Genomic DNA, 18357 nt, shown 5'->3' on the forward strand with positions numbered 1-18357 from the left:
CCCACCCCCCGGGCCCCCCCCGCCCGGCGGGGGGGGGCGCCCCCTGGTGCGTGCGGCCGCTGGGGACCTAGGTCGTCGCCTGCGGCTTGGGGTCCTGGCGGGCGTCGAGCTGGATCTCCTTCTCCGCGCGCGGCACGCCCTCCTTGATCTCCCGGCTGCGCTCGATCTCGGCGTCGAGCTCGATGCCGAAGAGCACCGCCACGTTGGTGAGCCAGAACCAGACCAGGAAGATGATCACGCCGGCGAGGGCGCCGTAGGTCTTGTTGTAGCTGCCGAAGTTCGCGACGTAGAAGGCGAACGCCGCCGAGGCCACGGCCCACACGAGCAGCGCGACGCCCGCGCCGGGGCTCACCCACTTGAAGCCGCGCAGCCTGACGTTGGGCGTCGAGTAGTACAGGACGGCGAGCATCAGCGCCACGAGGACGACGATCACCGGCCACTTGGCGACGTTCCAGACGGTCAGCGCGGTGCTGCCGATGCCGAGTGCGCTGCCGAGCTCCCTCACCACCGGGCCGCTGAGCACGACCATGGCGACGATGACGACCGCGAACAGCACGCCGATCAGCGTGACCAGCAGCTGCAGCGGCTTGAGCTTCCAGATCTTGCGGCCCTCGGGGGTCTCGTAGACCACGTTCGCCGCGCGGGTGAAGGCGCCGACGTACCCGGACGCCGACCAGATGGCGCCGGCCAGACCGAGGACGAGACCGAAGCCGGCCGCCGTGCTGCCGGCGATCTGCTCCACCACCGGCTGGATGGTGTCGGCGGCGGCACCGGGGATCACGGCGGTGATCGCGTCGGTGATCTGCTGCGGATCGGCGACCAGCCCGATGATGGACAGCATCGCCAGCAGGGCGGGGAAGAGCGCGAGCACCCCGTAGTAGGTGAGCGCCGCCGCCCAGTCGGTGAGGTTGTCCTCGCTGAACTCCTTGACCGTGCGCTTGAGCGTCGCGAAGAACGTCGCCTTCCGCTCGTGGCCGGTCGGCGCGTGGTCGGCGCGGGTACCGCTGATCACGTCGTCCTGGGGCGCGGGGTCGGCCGCGCGGTTGTCGGAGAACTGCGTCTCCGCCTTGGTGCTGCTGGAGCCGGTGGCTCGGGCCATCAGGTCCCTCCGGTGCTCGGGAAGTCGACCCCTGGGTGCCCCGGACCCTCCGGTTCCATGCCGATGGGCGGAATCCGGGCGCGTCGCCGCAGGTCAGCGCAGGCCCGAGACCGGCGACCACTCCCCGGCGGCGGCCGTCGCCCGCTCGACGTCGGCGAGCTCGTCCGGCCCGCGCCGTCCGGGCCGCCGGCCGAGCGCGCCCACCGCCGCCACGCCGGCGCAGCAGGCCAGCCCCACCGCGCCGATCCACGCGTACGCCGACTCCCGCGCCAGCCCGGTCGCCGGGTCCAGCCCGGCGGCGAGCAGCGCCACGGCGACGGTGCTGCCGAGGGCCTGGCCGCTGGAACGGGCGATGGAGTTCACCGCGTTCGCCACCCCGGTCTCGTCGGGGCGGACGGCGTGGACGACGAGCGCGGGCAGCGCCGCGTAGGCGACGGTCACCGACAGCTGCGTCAGCAGCCCGGCGAGGACCAGCAACCACGGCGCCCCGCGGAACAGGGCGAGCACCGCGAAGCCGGCGACGCCGAGCAACGCGCCGGCGAACAGCGTCGGCAGGGCGCCGACGCGGCTGACCACCCGACCGGCCAGCGGCGCGACCACGATCCCCGCCACGCCGCCGGGCAGCAGGTAGACCACCGCCGCCTCCAGCACGCCGGCACCGAAGCCGTAGCCGGCCACCTCCGCCGGCGTCCGCACGTACTGGAGCACGGCGAGGAACGAGGTGAAGATGCAGACCCCGGTCAGCAGGCCGGCGACGTTGGGCAGCACCATCCGCCGGTCGGTGAGCAGGGCCGGGCGCACCAGCGGCTCGGCGAGGCGGCGCTGCAGGAGCACCCACCCGGCCAGCGTGGCCACCCCGCCGGCGAGGCAGCCGAGGACCGCGGGGGAGCCCCAGCCCCACTGCTCCGCCCGGGACAGCGGCAGCAGCACCAGCACGAGCCCGAGCCCCAGGAGCACGGCGCCCCACCAGTCGACCCGGCCCGACGCGGTCGGCGGCCGCGACGGGAGCACCCGCGCCGCCAGCGCCAGCGCGACCACGCAGACGGCGGTGCCGAGCCAGAACGAGCGGTGGTAGTCGCCGCCGTCCCCGGTGAGCAGCGCCGTCGCCACCAGGCCCGCCACGCCGCCGACGGCGAGGGTGCTGCTCACCACCGACATCGCCACGTCGAGCCGCTCCCGCGGCAGCTCCCGCCGCAGCACGCCGATCGACAGCGGGAACAGCCCGTAGGAGGCGCCCTGCAGCACGCGCGCCACGAGCAGCAGCGGCAGGGAGGTGGTGACGGCGGCGAGCAGCGTGCCCAGCGTGACGGCGGTGAGGATGCCGAGCACCACGCGCCGCTCGCCGTGCAGGTCGCCGAGGCGGCCGAGCACGGGGGTCAGGACGGCGGCGGCCAGCAGGTTCGCGGTGAGCACCCAGCCGGCCGCTCCCGGCGAGACCGACAGCTGGGCGGCGATCGCCGGCAGCACCGGGACGACGAGGCTCTGCAGCAGCGACAGCGTCGTGACCCCGGCGGCGAGGGTGAGGACCAGCAGCAGCGGGCGGGGCGCGCGGGTGCCGTGCGGCGCGCCGGAGCCGGGTGCTTCGTCGGCGCGGCGGGACACTTCAGGATCAGACCACGCAGCTCACCGGGCCGTCGGCGAGGGGGGCCGCGGCCATGACGGTCGTCACACCCGGACGGGCGATTCAGGTCCCGACGATTGGAACCGATGGGTTCCGGGGAACAAGCTTCCACGAGAACGAGCCGCCCGGCCCCTGGTCGGGTGGCCGCGACCGCCGATCTGGGGGAGTACCGATGCTGCTGTGGCCGGCCGTGAGCCTGATCGGGTTCCTCGTGCTGACCGCCCTGGTGATCGTGATGGGCACCCGCTCGACCGCGCGCTACGAGCGCGAGCAGCGGGCCGCCACGGGGACCGCGCCCGCCGCCGTCGAGCCGGTGGGCGCCGCCCGCGCCGCCTGAGAGGAGGGCCTCGCTGCCCCGCCGCTCGCGAGCGCGCGGCGGGGCCCGCAGCGGGGTCGAACGCACGTCCCGGTGTCCCGTCTCCCGTCGCGGAGACGGGGCACCGCGCACGTCGGGGCGGGGATGCGCCGTCGGCGCACGTCCCCGGAGGTGACCTAGAGCCAGCGCTCGTCGGTGTCCAGGACGGTGCGGTCCAGCGACTCCAGCAGGTCCAGCTGCACGTGCACCCGGGGCAGCTCCCAGCGGTGGAAGTACCGGGCGGCGGCGCGCTTGCCCTCGTAGAAGTCGCCGGCCGACGTCCCGGTGGCCAGCGCCTGCTCCAGCCACAGCCACGCCACGACCAGGTGGCCGGCGGCCTCCAGGTAGGCGCTCGCGTTGGCCAGCGCGAGCTCGGGGTCGCCGGTGCCCCACAGCGTCCGCGTCACCGAGCCCAGCCGGGCCACCGCGGCGTCGAGGTCGGCGGCGAAGGCGGACCAGTCCGTCCCGGCCGCGCGCGCGGTGGTCGCGGTGATCGTCCCGGTGAGCAGCCGCAGGCCCGCGCCGCCCTGCGCCACGACCTTGCGGCCGAGCAGGTCGAGCGCCTGGATGCCGTTGGTGCCCTCGTGGATCGGGTTGAGCCGGTTGTCGCGGTAGAACTGCTCGACCGGGTAGTCGCGGGTGTAGCCGTAGCCGCCGTGCACCTGGATGGCCAGGTCGTCGGCGACCGGCCCCCACTGCGAGGGCCACGCCTTGGCGATCGGGGTGAGCGTCTCGAGCAGCAGGTGCGCCCGCGCGCGGTCCTCCTCGGCCTCGGCGGTCTGCTCCTCGTCGACCAGCCGGGCGCAGTAGAGGCCCAGCGCCAGGCCGCCCTCGGCGTAGGACTTCGCCGCCAGCAGCATCCGCCGGACGTCGGGGTGCTCGACGATCCGCACGGCCGCCGAGGACGGGTCCTTGGCCGCCACCGGCCGCCCCTGGGTGCGGGTGCGGGCGTAGTCCAGCGCGTGCAGGTAGCCGGTGTAGCCGAGCACGGTGGCGCCCATCCCGACGCCGATGCGGGCCTCGTTCATCATGTGGAACATGTAGGTCAGGCCGCGGTGGGGCTCGCCCACCAGGTAGCCGACCGCCCCCGCCCGCCCGGCCGGCGTGTGCACCCCCTCGCCGAAGTTGAGCAGGGTGTTCGTCGTCCCGCGGTAGCCCATCTTGTGGTTGAGCCCGGCCAGGACGACGTCGTTGCGCTCGCCGGGCGACCCGTCGTCGCGCACCAGGAACTTGGGGACGACGAACAGCGAGATGCCCTTCACGCCGGGCGGCCCGCCGGGGATCTTGGCCAGCACCAGGTGGACGATGTTCTCGGTCAGCTCGTGGTCGCCGCCGGAGATCCACATCTTGTTGCCGAAGAGCCGGTACGTGCCGTCGTCCTGGGGCTCGGCGCGGGTGGTGATGTCGGCCAGCGACGAACCGGCCTGCGGCTCGGAGAGCGCCATCGTGCCGAACCAGCGCCCCTCCACCTCGGGCCGCACGAAGGTCTCGACCAGCTCGGGCGACCCGTGCGCGATGAGCAGCCGGGCGTTGGCCATGGTGAGGAACGGGTAGGCCGAGGTGCCCACGTTGGCCGCCTTGAACCAGGCGAAGACGGCCTGGCCGACGGTGTGCGGCAGCTGCATGCCGCCGTACTCCTCGTCGAACTCGCCGGCCATGAGCCCGGCCTCGGCGAAGACCCGCAGCGCCTGCGCCACCTCGGGGATCAGCTCGACCTTGCCGTCGACGAACCGCGGCTCGTTCTCGTCGGCCTTGCGGTTGTGCGGCGCGAAGTGCTCGGTGGCGATCTGCTCGGCGAGCTCGAGCACCGCGTCGAAGGTCTCGCGGGAGTGCTCGGCGTAGCGCGGGCGCTTGGTGAGGGTCTCGACGTCGAGCCACTCGTAGAGCAGGAAGTCGAGGTCGCGGGGGGAGAGGATCAACGACGATCGCACGCCGCCACAGTAGAAGGGCCTCGCGTCGGACCGCCGCCCTCGGGGTAGGGGCCGCGGACGACGACGAGAGGACTTCTCATGGACGTGCCGGGACTGCTGTCCCAGGCCGCGGACCGCGCCGCCGGGCTCGCCGCGGGCGCCGGGGGCCAGGTGCTGCGGAGCCTGCGGTCGGTGCGGCTGCCGGGGGTCGGCCAGGCCTCGGTCACCGACGACGCCGCGACCGCGGCACGGCGCTGGCGCGCGGTGACCGTGCTCCGCGACCCCGCCGACGTCGGCACCCCGCAGGCCCCGCCGCCCGCGCTCGCCGCCCTCGGCGACCGCATCGAGGTGCGCATCACCCCCGCCCCCGGCGACAAGGGCACCGAGCTGGCCGCCCGCTACCGCGGCGAGGCGTCCCAGGAGGACCTGGGCGCGCTGCGGGCCGCGCTGCGGGAGGCCAAGCAGGTGCTCGAGGTGGGGGAGGTGCTGCGGGTGGACCCGGCGCCGCACGGCCACCGGAAGCCGACCCCGCAGGGCGCCCTGCTGGAGGGCCTCACGAAGAGTGCGCCGAAGGAGGGCGTCCTGTGAAGGCCGCGGTCTGGACCGGTGTCAACGAGGTCTCGGTCGAGGACGTCCCCGAACCGCGGATCCTCAACGACCACGACGTCATCCTGAAGGTGCGCAAGACCACGACCTGCGGTTCCGACCTGCACCTGATCGGCGGCTACATCCCGTTCATGCGGGCCGGCGACGTGCTCGGCCACGAGTTCATGGGCGAGGTCGTCGAGGTGGGCCGGGGCGTGGCGCGGCGCGAGGTCGGCGACCGCGTCGTCGTCAACTCCTTCGTCGCCTGCGGCTCCTGCTGGTACTGCCGGCAGGAGCTCTACTCGCTGTGCGACAACGCCAACCCGAACCCGGGGATCACCGAGAGCCTCTGGGGCCAGAGCCCCGGCGGCTGCATCGGCTACTCCCACGCCATGGGCGGCTGGGCGGGCAGCCACGCGGAGTACATCCGCGTGCCCTACGCCGACGTCGGCAGCTTCGTGATCCCCGACGAGGTCAGCGACCTGCGGGCGCTGTTCGCGTCCGACGCCGTGTCCACGGGCTGGATGGGCGCCGACCTCGCCGGCACGAAGCCGGGCGACGTCGTGGCGGTGTGGGGCGCCGGCGCGGTGGGCCAGATGGCGGCGCGCGCGGCGATGCTGCTGGGCGCGTCCGACGTCGTGGTCGTCGACCGGCTCCCCGAGCGGCTGGCCCAGGTGCGCGAGCACGTCGGCGCCGACACGATCGACTACACGGCCACCGACGTCGTCGCCGAGCTGCGCGAGCGCACGGGCGGGCGCGGCCCCGACGTCTGCATCGAGGCCGTCGGCATGGAGGCGCACAGCCCCGGCGTCCACGGCGTCTACGACCAGGTCAAGCAGCAGCTGCGGCTGCAGACCGACCGGCCGTCCGCCGTCCGCGAGGCGGTGCTGGCCTGCCGCAAGGGCGGCAGCGTGTTCGTCCTCGGCGTCTTCGCCGGGATGGTGGACAAGTTCCCGCTCGGTGCGGTGATGAACAAGGGCCTGACCCTGCGCGGTGCGCAGGTGCACGGGCAGCGCTACACGGCCCGCATCCTCGAGCACATGGCCCGCGGCGAGCTGACCACCGAGCACCTGGCCACCCACGTGCTGCCGCTGGACGAGGCGCCCCGCGGGTACGAGATGTTCAAGGACAAGACCGACGGCTGCGTGCGCGCGGTCTTCGAACCCGGGGCCTGAAACGCACCGCAGGCCCCCTCCCCGGGCGGGGGAGGGGGCCTGCGGCGTTCGGAGCTAGTCCTTCGGCCTGCCGGAGGGCGGAGCGGTCGACGTCGGCGCGGCGGCGCCGGCGGCGTGCGCCGACTCCTGGGCGGGCGTGCGGTCGACCGCGGGCGGGACGGCGTCCGGCGGCGCGGCCCCGTCGGCCGCCTCCTGCTGGGCCTGGATGCCCGACTGGTTGCGCAGCTCGAGCTGCGGCAGGAACCACAGGACGAAGAAGCCGACGGCGACCACGACCGCGGCCACCAGGAACACCAGGTCGAGGGTGTTGGAGAAGCCCACCCGGAACGGCGTGACCAGCGCCGGGAAGGCGTCGATGGCGCTGGTGTCGGACAGCAGGCTGTCGGCGCCCGCCTGCTGCAGGGCGGCGGCCTGCTGCGCCGCCTCCTGGCTGGACCGCGCCGCGGCGCGGATCTGCTCCGGCACCTCGGTGCCGAGCCGGGAGAACATGATCGACAGGAACGCCGCCGTGCCGATCGTGCCGCCCATCTGGCGGAAGAAGGTGACCGACGAGGTCGCCACGCCGATCTCCCGCGGCGAGACGGCGTTCTGCACGGCCAGGATCACCGGCTGCATGTTGAAGCCCAGGCCGACGCCGAGCAGGAGCATGAACGGCACCAGCGTCCAGACCGAGGTGTCGGCCTCGACCACGAGCGAGAGCCCGACCAGCGCGGCGACCATGAAGACGACGCCCACGAGCGGGAAGACCTTGTACTTCCCGGTGCGCGCGATCGTCTGCCCGGAGGTCATCGCGCCGGTCATGATGCCGAGCACCAGCGGCAGCATCTGCAGGCCGGCCACCGTCGGGCTCGACCCGTGCACCACCTGCAGGTACTGCGGCAGGAGCAGGATGCCGCCGAACATGCCGGCGCCGAGCACGATGCTGGAGACGCTGCTCACCGAGAAGGTGCGGTTGGTGAACATCCGCAGCGGCAGGATCGCCTCGTCCTTGTACGCCCGCTCGGCGACGAGGAAGCCGACCAGGCCGACCGCGCCGACGACGTAGCAGAGCACCGCCCGGCCGGAGCCCCAGCCCCACTCGCGCCCCTGCTCGGCGACGATCAGCAGCGGGACCAGGCAGACGACGAGCGCGAGCGCGCCGGGCCAGTCGATGCGGTGCTCCTGGCGGACGTGCGGCAGGTGCAGCACGCGCAGCACCACGGCGAAGGCGATGACGCCCAGCGGCACGTTGATCCAGAAGATCCAGCGCCAGCCGTCGAGGCCCACGATGGAGGCCTGGCCGGCCAGGAACCCGCCGACCACCGGGCCGAGCACGCTCGAGGTCCCCCAGACGGCCATGAAGTAGCCCTGGTACTTCGAGCGCTCCCGCGGCGGGACGACGTCGGCGATGATCGCCAGGGCCAGCGACATGAGCCCGCCGGCGCCGATGCCCTGGACCGCGCGGAACGCGGCCAGCTCGTACATCGAGTTGGCGATGCCGCAGAGCGCCGAGCCGATCACGAAGACCGCGATGGCGAACAGGTAGAAGCCCCGCCGGCCGTAGATGTCGGAGAGCTTCCCGTACAGCGGGGTGGCGATCGTCGAGGTGATGAGGAAGGCCGTCGTCGCCCAGGCCTGCAGGTCGTAGCCCTGCAGGTCGTCGGCGATGGTCCGGATGGCCGTCGACACGACGGTCTGGTCGAGCGCGGCCAGGAACATGCCGAGCATCAGGCCGGAGAGGATCGTGAGGATCTGCCGGTGGGTGAAGACGCCGCTGGCGTCGGGCGCGGCGGCCGCGGCGCGGGCGTCCCTCCGGTCGGCCGCGCTCGCTCGGGTGGTGGTCATGGGGTCTCCCTCGGAGCAGGGACGTCGGTCGGGACGGAGGGGGCGACGCTGCCCGGACCGCAGGGGAAGCCGGGCAGCCCGGCGGTGAGGTCGTCGAGGAACCGGCCGAGCAGCGCGGTGAGCGCGGCCAGGTCGGTGTCGCTCCAGCCGGCGGTGACCTGCGCGAGGTGCGCCTCGCGCTCGCGGCGCAGCTGCTCGAGCTGGGCACGGCCGGCGTCGGTGACGACGAGCTTGCTCGCCCGGCCGTCGGTCTCGTCGGCCACGCGGCTCACCAGCCCGCGCTCGACCAGCGAGGTGACGTGCCGGCTGACCGTCGACGGGTCGGCGTGCACGAGCTCGGCGAGCGCTCCCTGGCGCAGCGGCCCGAGCCGGACCAGCGGGAAGAGCAGGACCAGGGCCGCCCGGTCACGGCCCTCGGCGGCCTGCTGGGCCTTGAGGGCGTGCACCAGCCGGGTGAAGCGGGGCAGCTGCTCGGAGAGCAGGCGCAGCGCGTCCGGCCGGGTCCCGGCGGACGGGCGCGGTGGGGAGGTGGTCACGGGTCTCCGGACGACGGAGGGGCGGAACACGTGCACGCTACAACTTGTTGCACCGCGCACGCAATAAGTTGCACCGTGCAAGAGATGTGATGCGGGCGACGGCGACCGGCCGCGCGGCGGTGGGATCCTCGGTGGGTACCCGTCGTGCCGTGCGCTACCCGCCGGTCCCGGTCCGCGAAGGAGGAACCACGCCGTGAGCGCCCCGCACGACGGACCCGTCGCGGCGTCCGACGACCTGCGGTCCCGGCTGGCCGGGCTCACCCTCGAGGACGAGCACCGGCTGCGCCGCCGGCTCGACGGCATGCGCCGCACCCGCGACCCGCAGGCCCGCGCGCGGCAGCACGAGAAGATCGTCGCCGACGTCGCCGCCGCGGAGGAGCGGATCGCCCGCCGGCGCGCCGCCGTCCCGGCCGTCACCTACCCCGACGACCTGCCGGTCAGCGCCCGGCGCGACGACATCGCCGCGGCCCTGCGCGACGCGCAGGTGGTCGTCGTCGCCGGCGAGACCGGGTCGGGCAAGACGACGCAGCTGCCCAAGATCGCCCTGGAGCTGGGGCGGGGCGTGCGCGGGCGGATCGGGCACACCCAGCCCCGGCGGATCGCCGCGCGCAGCGTCGCCGAGCGGATCGCCGAGGAGCTGGGGAGCCCGATCGGCGAGGTCGTCGGCTTCAAGATGCGCTTCACCGACCAGGTCTCCGACGGCACCCTGGTCAAGCTGATGACCGACGGCGTGCTGCTCGCCGAGATCGCCCGCGACCGGCTGCTGCGCCAGTACGACACGATCATCCTCGACGAGGCCCACGAGCGGAGCCTCAACATCGACTTCCTGCTGGGCTACCTGGCCCAGATCCTCCCGCGGCGGCCCGACCTGAAGCTGGTCATCACCTCGGCGACCATCGACGTCGAGCGGGTCGCCAAGCACTTCGGCGACGCGCCGGTGGTCGAGGTCAGCGGCCGCACCTACCCCGTCGAGGTGCGCTACCGGCCGGTCGTCGACCCGGACGACCCGGAGGCCGACCCCGACCGCGACCAGGTCGGCGCGATCCTCGACGCCGTCGACGAGCTGGCCGCCGAGGGGCCGGGCGACATCCTCGTGTTCCTGGCCGGCGAGCGGGAGATCCGCGACACCCAGGACGCGCTGGAGGACCGCGGGCTGCCGAACACCGAGGTCGTGCCGCTGTACTCGCGGCTGTCGGCGGCCGAGCAGCACCGGGTCTTCGCGCCGCACACCGGCCGGCGGATCGTCCTCTCCACCAACGTCGCCGAGACCTCGCTGACCGTCCCGGGGATCCGCTACGTCATCGACCCCGGCACGGCGCGCATCTCGCGGTACAGCCATCGCACGAAGGTGCAGCGGCTGCCGATCGAGCCGGTCAGCCAGGCCTCGGCGCGGCAGCGGTCCGGGCGGTGCGGCCGGCTGGGGCCGGGCATCGCGATCCGGCTGTACACCGAGGAGGACTTCCTCTCCCGGCCGGAGTTCACCGACCCGGAGATCCTGCGCACCAACCTCGCCTCGGTGCTGCTGCAGATGGCCGCGCTCGACCTCGGTGACGTCGCCGGGTTCCCGTTCGTCGACCCGCCCGACCGCCGCGCGGTCGCCGACGGTCTCGCCCTGCTCGAGGAGCTCGGCGCCCTCGACACCGAGGGGGCGCTGACCCCGACCGGCCGCTCGCTGGCGGCGCTGCCGCTGGACCCGCGGATCGCCCGGATGGTCGTCGAGGCCGACCGGCGCGGCGTGCTGGAGGAGGTCCTGGTCATCGCCGCCGGGCTGACCATCCAGGACCCGCGCGAGCGGCCGGCCGACGCGCAGCAGGCGGCCGACCAGATGCACGCCCGCTTCGCCGACGAGCACTCCGACTTCCTGGCGCTGCTCAACCTGTGGCGGTACCTCGGTGAGCAGGCCGACGCGCTGTCGGGCAGCGCGTTCCGGCGCACGGTGAAGCGCGAGTTCCTGCACTACCTGCGCATCCGGGAGTGGCAGGACCTGCACGGCCAGCTCCGGGGGACGGCGCGGCGGCTGGGCATGCAGCTGGGCGAGCTCGCCGCCGAGCCCGACGAGCGCGGGATCACGATCGCGCTGACGGCCGGCCTGCTCTCCCACGTCGGCCTGCAGCAGGAGCCCGTCAAGAACCGAAACGGCCAAGATGGTGGTCGTCGGCCGAGCCGGGAGTACCTGGGAGCCCGGGGCACGCGGTTCGTGATCGCCCCCGGGACGCCGCTGGCGAAGAAGCCGCCGCGCTGGGTGGTGGCCGCCGAGATCGTCGAGACGAGCCGGCTGTTCGCCCGCACCGTCGCCCGCGTCGACCCCGACGACGTCGAGCGCCTGGCCGCGCACCTGGTCAAGCGCCAGCACTCAGAGCCGCGGTGGGACGCCAAGCGCGGCTCCGTCGTCGCCAGCGAGCGGGTGACCCTCTACGGCATCCCGCTGGTCGTCGGCCGCCGCGTGCAGTACGGCTCCATCGACCCGGTCGTCTCGCGCGAGCTGTTCATCCGGCACGCCCTCGTGCAGGGGGAGTGGACGACGCACCACCGGTTCTGGGCCGAGAACCAGCGCGCCATCGAGCGGGTCGCCGAGCTGGAGGAGCGGGCGCGGCGGCGCGACATCGCCGTCGACGACGAGACGCTCTTCGAGCTCTACGACGCCCGCATCCCCGCCGACGTCGTCTCCGCGCGGCACTTCGACCGCTGGTGGAAGTCCGCCCGCCGGCAGACGCCGGACCTGCTCACCTTCACCCCGGAGATGCTCACCAACGCGGCCGCGGCCGGGCAGGTGCGCGCCGAGGACTTCCCCGACGCCGTGGAGCTGACGCAGGGGCTCACCCTGCCGCTGTCCTACGCCTTCGCTCCCGGCGCCGCGACCGACGGCGTCACCGTCGACGTCCCCCTCGGGGTGCTCGACACCGTGGCCGAGCGGACGGCGGGGGAGTCGCTGGCGTTCACCGTCCCGGGGATGCGCGAGGAGCTGGTGACCGCGTTGCTGCGCACCCTGCCCAAGCAGGTCCGCCGGGCGCTGGTGCCGATCCCCGACCGGGTGCGCGAGATCCTGCCCCGCATCGATCCGGGGGAGCCGTTGCTGCCGGCGCTGGAGCGCGAGCTGCGGCGGGCCGCCGCCGTCGTCGTCCCACCCGACGCGTGGCAGCCCGACCAGGTGCCGCCGCACCTGCGGGCCACCTTCCGGGTCCTGGACGACGCCCACCGGCCGCTGGCCACCGGCAAGGACCTCGCCGCGCTCAAGGCGCAGGTGGCGCCGCAGGCGCGCCGGAGCCTCGCGCGGGCGGCCGCGGACCTGGAGCGCACGGGGCTGACGGCGTGGGAGTTCGGCACGCTGCTGCGGACGGTCGAGGTCCGTCGCGGGGACCACCTGGTGACGGCGTTCCCGGCGCTGGTGGACGAGGGCGCGACCGTCGGCGTGCGCGTGGTCGCCACCGAGGCGGAGGCCGGCCGGCTGACCTGGGCCGGGATCCGCCGGCTGCTGGTGCTCGTGGCCGGCTCGCCGGCCCGTGACGTGGTCAAGGGGCTCTCGCCGCGCACGCGGCTGGCGCTGCAGTTCAACCCCGACGGCGAGATCCCCGACCTGGTGGCCGACGTCGTCGACGCCGCCGCCGGCGAGCTCGTGGCGGCGGCGGGCGGGCCGCCGCGCGACGAGGCCGGCTTCGCCGCGCTGGTGGAACGGGCCCGGGCCGAGCTGCGGCCGCTGACCGTCGAGGGCGTGCGCCGGGTGGAGGCCGTGCTCACCCAGGCCCGGGAGGTGGCCGTCGCCCTGGGGGCCGCACCGCAGCGGCGGGTTCCCGAGGCCGCGATCGCCGACCTGCGCCGCCAGATGGGCGGGCTGCTGCACCGGCGGTTCGTCACCGAGACGGGGCTGCGCCGGCTTCCGGACGTCGTCCGCTACCTCAGGGCGATGGCGCACCGGCTGGAGAAGCTCCCGGCCAACGCCGCGCGGGACGCGCTGTGGACGGACCAGGTGGCCGCGGTGACCGCCGAGTACGAGGAACTGCGCCGGCGGGTGCCGGCGACCGGCGCCCCGGACGACCCGGTCGCGCGGGTGCGCTGGATGATCGAGGAGCTGCGGGTGGGGCTCTTCGCGCAGGGGATCGGTACACCGCGGCCGATCTCCGAGCAGCGGGTCTACAAGGCAATCGACGCCCTCACCGCCTAGCGGCCGCCGTTCTCCGCGGCGTGCTCGCGGAGCAGGGCCGAGATGCGCTGGCGGGTCACGCCGAACAGGGCGGCGATCCGGTTGATGCTCACCTGCTCCGCCTGCAGGGCGTGCGCCTCGGCGCGGCGGAAGGCGCTGCCGGCGCGGGCCAGCGTCGCCATCACCGCGCTCACCGACTCGACGACCAGCGGCCGGCTCTCGGTGCTCACCAGGTCGAGCCAGCTGCTGCCCTCGGCGCGGGCGGCCAGCAGCTTCTCCGCCCGTTCGCGGGCGGCACCGAGCCGGGTGATGCAGTCGTCGAGCGCCGACACGAGGTCGGCGAGGGCGCGGCTGGCCTCGTCGGGTGCGGAGGGACCTTCGGTCATGCGACGCCGACCTCTTCCTCTAGGGCCTTGCATTGCGCGCAATGAAGCTGAACCGATGTTGCATGCAACAGCCGTGGCACGCAACGGGTGCGACATGCAAGGGGTGTTGCGCTGACCCGCCGGCAGGGTGAATAGTCGTGCGCGGCCGGATGGCGTCAAACCAGCTGCGCCGCGGCCGGTCCGCCCCGTCGACGTGGGGGCTCGCGCCCGCCATGATCACGACCGGTAGCTCGCAGAACGGAAGCGCCAGCATGTCCACCTTTCGCGCCAGCGTCGATCTCCCGCCCTCGGCGCGCAGCATCCCCGTCGCGCGGCACGTCGTCGTCGACCTGCTGCGCGCCTGGCGCGCGCCGCACGACCGCGACGACGCCGCGCTGCTGGTGACCGAGCTGGTCAGCAACGTGGTCGACCACGTCGGCGGCGAGGTCTCGATGACCCTCGAGCTCCAGCTGTCCGACGGCTGGCTGCGGATCTCCGTCGCCGACGGGTCCTCGGTGCGGCCGGTCGTCCGCGAGCTCGACACCGGCCACCCGCGCGGCCGCGGGCTGCGGCTGGTCCAGGGGATCGCCGACCGCTGGGGCAGCGAGGACCACGACGGCGGCAAGCGGGTGTGGTTCGACCTGGCGCCGCCGGAGGGGTGATCGACCCCCTGGTTTGCCGCCGGGCGGCTCCGGGGACGGGGAGTCGCAGGACACCCGTTCGCCGGATCGAAGGAGACAGCGCGATGAGCGAGCCCACCAGCCGGACCGAGGCCGCGGGCGAGGGCCTGTCCGACGAGGAGATGGCGCAGACGGTGGCCGACCAGACCTCCAGCGCCCTGCCGGAGAACGCCGACAAGGCCGGCAAGGACTGGAACGGCGACCCCGGGGCGGCGCCCGAACCGACCGAGTGAGCCTGTGGACGGCGCCGTCCCGATCCCGGGGCGGCGCCGTCGGCCTGCTGCGAGACTGCCGCCGTGACGTCCGCCACGGTCGCCTCCCGCCGCGCCCACGGCGTCGTCGCCGCGCGGCCCACGCACCGCACGCTGCTGCGCTGGGCGGTGCGGCACGGCCTGCCCGCGGTCTACCTCGCGCGGGCCGCCCGGCGCGGTGACCCGGTCGCGCGGTTGCTGCGCGACCGCGCGAGCCGTGAGCGGCCCGCCGCGCTCCACGAACAGCTGCGCGCCGCCGGTCCGCTGACCCCGAGCGGCCTCGGCCTGGTGACCACCTCCCACGCGGTGGCGCAGGAGGTGCTGCGGTCGGAGGCGTTCGGCGTCGGGTGGGACCGCTCCACCGCCCCGGGTCCGATCCGCTGGGCGCTCGAGCGCGGCGACGAGCTCGACGCGTCCGGCGTCGCCGAGCCGCCGTCCATGCTCGTCGTCGACGCGCCCGACCACACCCGCTACCGCCGGCTGGTCAGCCGGGCGTTCACGCCGCGGGCGATCGCCGCGTTCGAGCCGGTGATCGAGCGCACCGCGCACGAGCTCCTGGACGGCCTGGAGGGTGAGGACGGCGTCGTCGACCTGGTCGAGCGCTACACCGCCCCGCTGCCCGTGCTGGTCATCGCGGCGCTGCTCGGGGTCCCGGTGGACCGCCGGCACGACTTCCTGCGGTGGGGTGAGGCCGGAGCGGTCACCCTCGACGCCGGGCTGCCGCTGCGGCGCTACCTCAGCGCCGAGCGCGGGCTGCGGGAGCTGCACGGCTTCCTGCGCCAGCACTTCGCCCGGCTGCGCCGCGAGCCGGGCGACGACCTGGTCAGCCGCCTGGTGGGCCTGCCGGCCGAGGAGGCGCTGTCGGAGCGGGAGCTGCACGCCACGGTCATGCTGCTGCTCGGCGCCGGGTTCGAGACGACGGTCAACCTCCTGGGCAACGCCGTCGTGCTGCTCGACGCCCACCGCGACCAGTGGGACGCGCTGCGCGCCGCGCCGGCCGGCTGGGCCGGCGCGGTGGAGGAGGCGCTGCGCCACGACAGCCCGGTGCAGATGACCGGCCGGATCGCGAGGGACGACGTCGAGCTGGCCGGCCGCCGGGTGCGGGCCGGGAGCCGGGTGACCCTGCTGCTCGGCGCGGCCAACCGCGACCCCGACGTGTTCGTCGACCCGGCGCGGTTCGACGTGACCCGCCCGAACGCCCGCGAGCACCTGGCCTTCTCCGGTGGCGTCCACTACTGCCTGGGGGCCGGCCTGGCCAGGCTCGAGGGCGTCGTCGGCCTGCGGGTGCTCACCGAGCGGTTCCCCCGCGTGCGCGTGGCCGGCCACCCCCGTCGCCGCGACCTGCGGACGCTGCGCGGCTTCGAGCACCTCCCCGTGCGCCTCCGCTGACGACCGCTCGGCGCCGGTGCGCCGGCCGTCCGGTCCTCCCTGCTCGAAGCGGTCTTGCTTCTATACGTACATGTATGCATATACTCGTGGCATGAGTACGATGGCGGGGTGCCGAACAAGACGATCTACGTCTCCGACGCCGACCTCCCCGTGTTCCAGCGCGCGCAGGAGCTCACCGGGGGCAACCTCTCGGCGGCCATCTCCAAGGCCCTGCGCCGTCTGGTCGAGGTCGAGGAGGGGCGCCTGGAGGGGTTCGGGGAGATCACCGTCCGCGTCGGGGTGGAGCCCGGCAGGCTGCAGCGCTTCCAGGGCGTGCAGCTCGTGGACTGGAACCGGACGGCCGGCGGCGGTCAGGAGCGCTACCGCGTCTACCGCACCCGCACCGGCAAGTTCGCCGTGCACGTGGCGCGACCCAAGGGGTTCGTGCACACCGCCGGCAAGGACGGCCAGCTGACCGGCTGGCGCAAGCACTTCGCCGCCGACCAGCAGTGGGGCGAGACCCCAGCCGTGGCCACCCTCGAGGTCTTCGAGACGTTCGAGGAGCTCCGGGCGGCGGTGCCGGCCGAGCTGGCCGCGCTGGTGGAGGCCCACGCCACCGCACCCGAGGTCGAGGACCTCGACATCTGACGCTCCCGGCGCCGCCGGGAGATCCCCGGTACTGCGCAAGGAGCGATCATGCCCACCGTCCCTCCCCCGGCGATCGAGGTCGCCGGGCTCTCCAAGCGGTACGGCGACCAGACCGTGCTCGACGGCCTGGACCTCACGGTGCCCGCCGGGACCGTGACCGCGCTGCTGGGCCCGAACGGGGCCGGCAAGACCACCACCGTCTCGATCCTGGCCACGCTGCTGCCCGCCGACGGGGGCACCGCCCGTGTCCTGGGGCACGACGTGGCCCGCGAGGCCCAGGCGGTCCGGCGGCTGATCGGGGTGACCGGCCAGCTCTCGGCCGTCGACCCGCTGCTGACCGTGACCGAGAACCTGCGGCTGATGGCCGACCTGTTCCACCTGCCCCGCGCGGAGGGTCGCCGCCGCGCGGCCGAGCTGGTCGAGCGCTTCGGCCTGGCCGACGCCGCGCGCAAGCAGGGCCAGCAGCTCTCCGGCGGCATGCGCCGGAAGCTCGACCTGGCCATGACGCTCGTCGGCGGCCCGCGGGTCGTGTACCTGGACGAGCCCACCACCGGCCTGGACCCGCGCGCCCGGCACGAGCTGTGGGAGCAGGTCCGCGGCCTCGTGGCCGGCGGCGTCAGCGTGCTGCTCACCACGCAGTACCTGGACGAGGCCGACCAGCTCGCCGACTCGGTCGCCGTCCTGCACGACGGCCGGCTGGTCGCCCACGACACCCCCGCCGGCCTCAAGGCGGCCCACGACGCCGGCTCCCTGGACGACGTGTTCCTCGCCCTCACCGCTCCCGACGACGCGACGAAGGAGGTGGCGTGATGACCGCCGCCGCTCCCGCCCCGGTCCGCCCGACCGCCGGCCCGTCCGGCCCGGCCCGCGCGGCCGGCGACCTGGCGACGATGTCCCGCCGCAGCCTGCTGCGGATGGTCCGCTACCCCTCGCTGACCGTGCTCATCGTGGGCACGCCGGTGATCCTGCTGCTGCTGTTCGTCTACGTGTTCGGCGGGGCGTTCGGCGCCGGCGTCGCCCCCGGCGTCACGCCCGGCGCGGCGGGGCGCGACGCGTACCTGGCCTACATCCTCCCGGCGGTGCTGGTGATCACGGCGGCCAGCGTCGCGCAGTCCACGGCGATCAGCGTGGCGATGGACATGACCGGCGGGATCGTCACCCGGCTGCGCACCATGCCCGTCGCGCCGGTGTCCGTGCTGGGCGGCCACGTCGTGGGCGCCGTCGTGCAGACCCTGCTGGCCGCCGCCGGCGTGCTCGGTGTCGGCGTCCTGCTGGGCCACCGGCCCGGTGCCGGAGCGCTGGACTGGCTGGGGCTCGCGGGCTTCTTCGTCCTCTTCGCGCTCATGCTCGCCTGGTTGTCGGTGGCCATGGGCGCGGCGGCCCGGTCGGTCGAGTCGGCGTCGAACACCCCGATGATCCTGCTGCTCCTGCCGTTCCTGGGCAGCGGCTTCGTCCCGGTGGACACCATGCCCACGGCGGTCCGGCTGTTCGCCGAGCACCAGCCCTTCACCCCGGTCATCGAGACCGTCCGCGGCCTGCTCGCCGGCACCTCCCTGGCGGCGACGACGGTGTGGACGGCCCTCGCCTGGCTCGTGGCCCTGACCGTCCTCGGCTGGCTGTGGGCCCGCGCCGCCTACCGCCGCCCGCGCGTCTCCTGACGTCCGCGTCCGCGACCGCGACCGCGACCGCGCCCGCCCCGCCGCGTGCGGGGCGGGCGCAATCGTGCGCGGCTCCGGGCGCGGTCGGCCCCCCGGCGTGTGCGCGATCACACGCTCTGACAGAGTGCCCGGGGAGCACTCGAC

Annotated in this window: 16 protein-coding genes; 10 read left to right on the top strand and 6 right to left on the bottom strand. The window is 74.6% G+C overall.

Annotated elements, in window-relative coordinates; genetic code table 11:
* Window positions 1-67: 67 nt before the first annotated feature.
* Both ACI78S_RS23425 and ACI78S_RS23430 read right to left on the bottom strand, forming a co-directional pair.
* The gene (locus tag ACI78S_RS23425; RefSeq protein WP_456977382.1) at window positions 68-1099 is read right to left on the bottom strand and encodes a YihY/virulence factor BrkB family protein; all 1032 of its coding nucleotides are present in this window, start codon (window positions 1097-1099) and stop codon (window positions 68-70) included.
* Window positions 1100-1192: 93 nt separating this feature from the next.
* A complete protein-coding gene (locus ACI78S_RS23430; protein ID WP_456977383.1) occupies window positions 1193-2701 on the bottom strand; it encodes an MFS transporter in 1509 nt (502 codons plus the stop codon).
* A gap of 191 nt (window positions 2702-2892) precedes the next feature.
* On the opposite strand from ACI78S_RS23430, the gene ACI78S_RS23435 reads away from it, so the two are divergent.
* Window positions 2893-3057 carry a hypothetical protein gene (locus tag ACI78S_RS23435; RefSeq protein ID WP_456977384.1) on the top strand — a complete coding sequence of 55 codons (165 nt, stop codon included), beginning with the start codon at window positions 2893-2895 and terminating at the stop codon, window positions 3055-3057.
* Window positions 3058-3212: 155 nt separating this feature from the next.
* Here ACI78S_RS23435 and ACI78S_RS23440 read toward each other — a convergent pair whose 3' ends face one another.
* On the bottom strand, window positions 3213-5006 hold the full coding sequence (locus ACI78S_RS23440) for an acyl-CoA dehydrogenase (RefSeq protein WP_456977385.1): 1794 nt from the start codon (window positions 5004-5006) through the stop codon (window positions 3213-3215).
* Window positions 5007-5084: 78 nt separating this feature from the next.
* Between ACI78S_RS23440 and ACI78S_RS23445 the strand changes: the two genes are divergently transcribed.
* Both ACI78S_RS23445 and ACI78S_RS23450 read left to right on the top strand, forming a co-directional pair.
* Window positions 5085-5573, top strand: coding sequence for a hypothetical protein (locus ACI78S_RS23445; protein WP_456977387.1), 489 nt, complete (start codon window positions 5085-5087; stop codon window positions 5571-5573).
* Window positions 5570-6745 carry a zinc-dependent alcohol dehydrogenase gene (locus ACI78S_RS23450; protein WP_456977388.1) on the top strand — a complete coding sequence of 392 codons (1176 nt, stop codon included), beginning with the start codon at window positions 5570-5572 and terminating at the stop codon, window positions 6743-6745. Before ACI78S_RS23445 ends, ACI78S_RS23450 begins: the two co-directional genes overlap by 4 nt.
* A 54-nt stretch (window positions 6746-6799) precedes the next feature.
* Here the strand turns inward: ACI78S_RS23450 and ACI78S_RS23455 are convergent, their stop codons facing one another.
* A complete protein-coding gene (locus tag ACI78S_RS23455; RefSeq protein WP_456977389.1) occupies window positions 6800-8569 on the bottom strand; it encodes an MDR family MFS transporter in 1770 nt (589 codons plus the stop codon).
* Window positions 8566-9105, bottom strand: a complete 540-nt coding sequence (locus ACI78S_RS23460) for a MarR family winged helix-turn-helix transcriptional regulator (RefSeq protein ID WP_456977390.1) — start codon at window positions 9103-9105, stop codon at window positions 8566-8568. The genes ACI78S_RS23455 and ACI78S_RS23460 overlap by 4 nt, the downstream gene beginning before the upstream one ends.
* Before the next feature lie 193 nt (window positions 9106-9298).
* Here ACI78S_RS23460 and hrpA point away from each other — a divergent pair, with 193 nt between their 5' ends.
* A complete protein-coding gene (gene hrpA / locus ACI78S_RS23465) occupies window positions 9299-13264 on the top strand; it encodes an ATP-dependent RNA helicase HrpA (RefSeq protein WP_456977391.1) in 3966 nt (1321 codons plus the stop codon).
* Here the strand turns inward: hrpA and ACI78S_RS23470 are convergent.
* Window positions 13261-13629, bottom strand: a complete 369-nt coding sequence (locus ACI78S_RS23470) for a hypothetical protein (protein ID WP_456977392.1) — start codon at window positions 13627-13629, stop codon at window positions 13261-13263. The two genes, hrpA and ACI78S_RS23470, sit on opposite strands and share 4 nt — an antisense overlap.
* 251 nt (window positions 13630-13880) lie before the next feature.
* Here ACI78S_RS23470 and ACI78S_RS23475 point away from each other — a divergent pair, with 251 nt between their 5' ends.
* From ACI78S_RS23475 to ACI78S_RS23500, 6 genes are all read left to right on the top strand, one after another.
* Window positions 13881-14270, top strand: a complete 390-nt coding sequence (locus tag ACI78S_RS23475; RefSeq protein ID WP_456977393.1) for an ATP-binding protein — start codon at window positions 13881-13883, stop codon at window positions 14268-14270.
* Between the two features lie 83 nt (window positions 14271-14353).
* Entirely contained in the window at window positions 14354-14521 is a 168-nt protein-coding gene (locus tag ACI78S_RS23480) for a hypothetical protein (protein ID WP_456977394.1), read from the top strand.
* Window positions 14522-14584: 63 nt separating this feature from the next.
* Window positions 14585-15928, top strand: coding sequence for a cytochrome P450 (locus tag ACI78S_RS23485; RefSeq protein ID WP_456977395.1), 1344 nt, complete (start codon window positions 14585-14587; stop codon window positions 15926-15928).
* A 108-nt stretch (window positions 15929-16036) separates the two neighbouring features.
* Window positions 16037-16555 (top strand): EXLDI protein, encoded by a 519-nt coding sequence (locus tag ACI78S_RS23490; RefSeq protein WP_456977396.1) that lies wholly within the window; start codon window positions 16037-16039, stop codon window positions 16553-16555.
* A 48-nt stretch (window positions 16556-16603) separates the two neighbouring features.
* Entirely contained in the window at window positions 16604-17365 is a 762-nt protein-coding gene (locus ACI78S_RS23495) for an ABC transporter ATP-binding protein (RefSeq protein WP_456977397.1), read from the top strand.
* Entirely contained in the window at window positions 17365-18213 is an 849-nt protein-coding gene (locus tag ACI78S_RS23500; protein ID WP_456977398.1) for an ABC transporter permease, read from the top strand. Before ACI78S_RS23495 ends, ACI78S_RS23500 begins: the two co-directional genes overlap by 1 nt.
* Window positions 18214-18357 lie beyond the last annotated feature (144 nt).

This window comes from Geodermatophilus sp. SYSU D00815 (genome assembly GCF_054050035.1).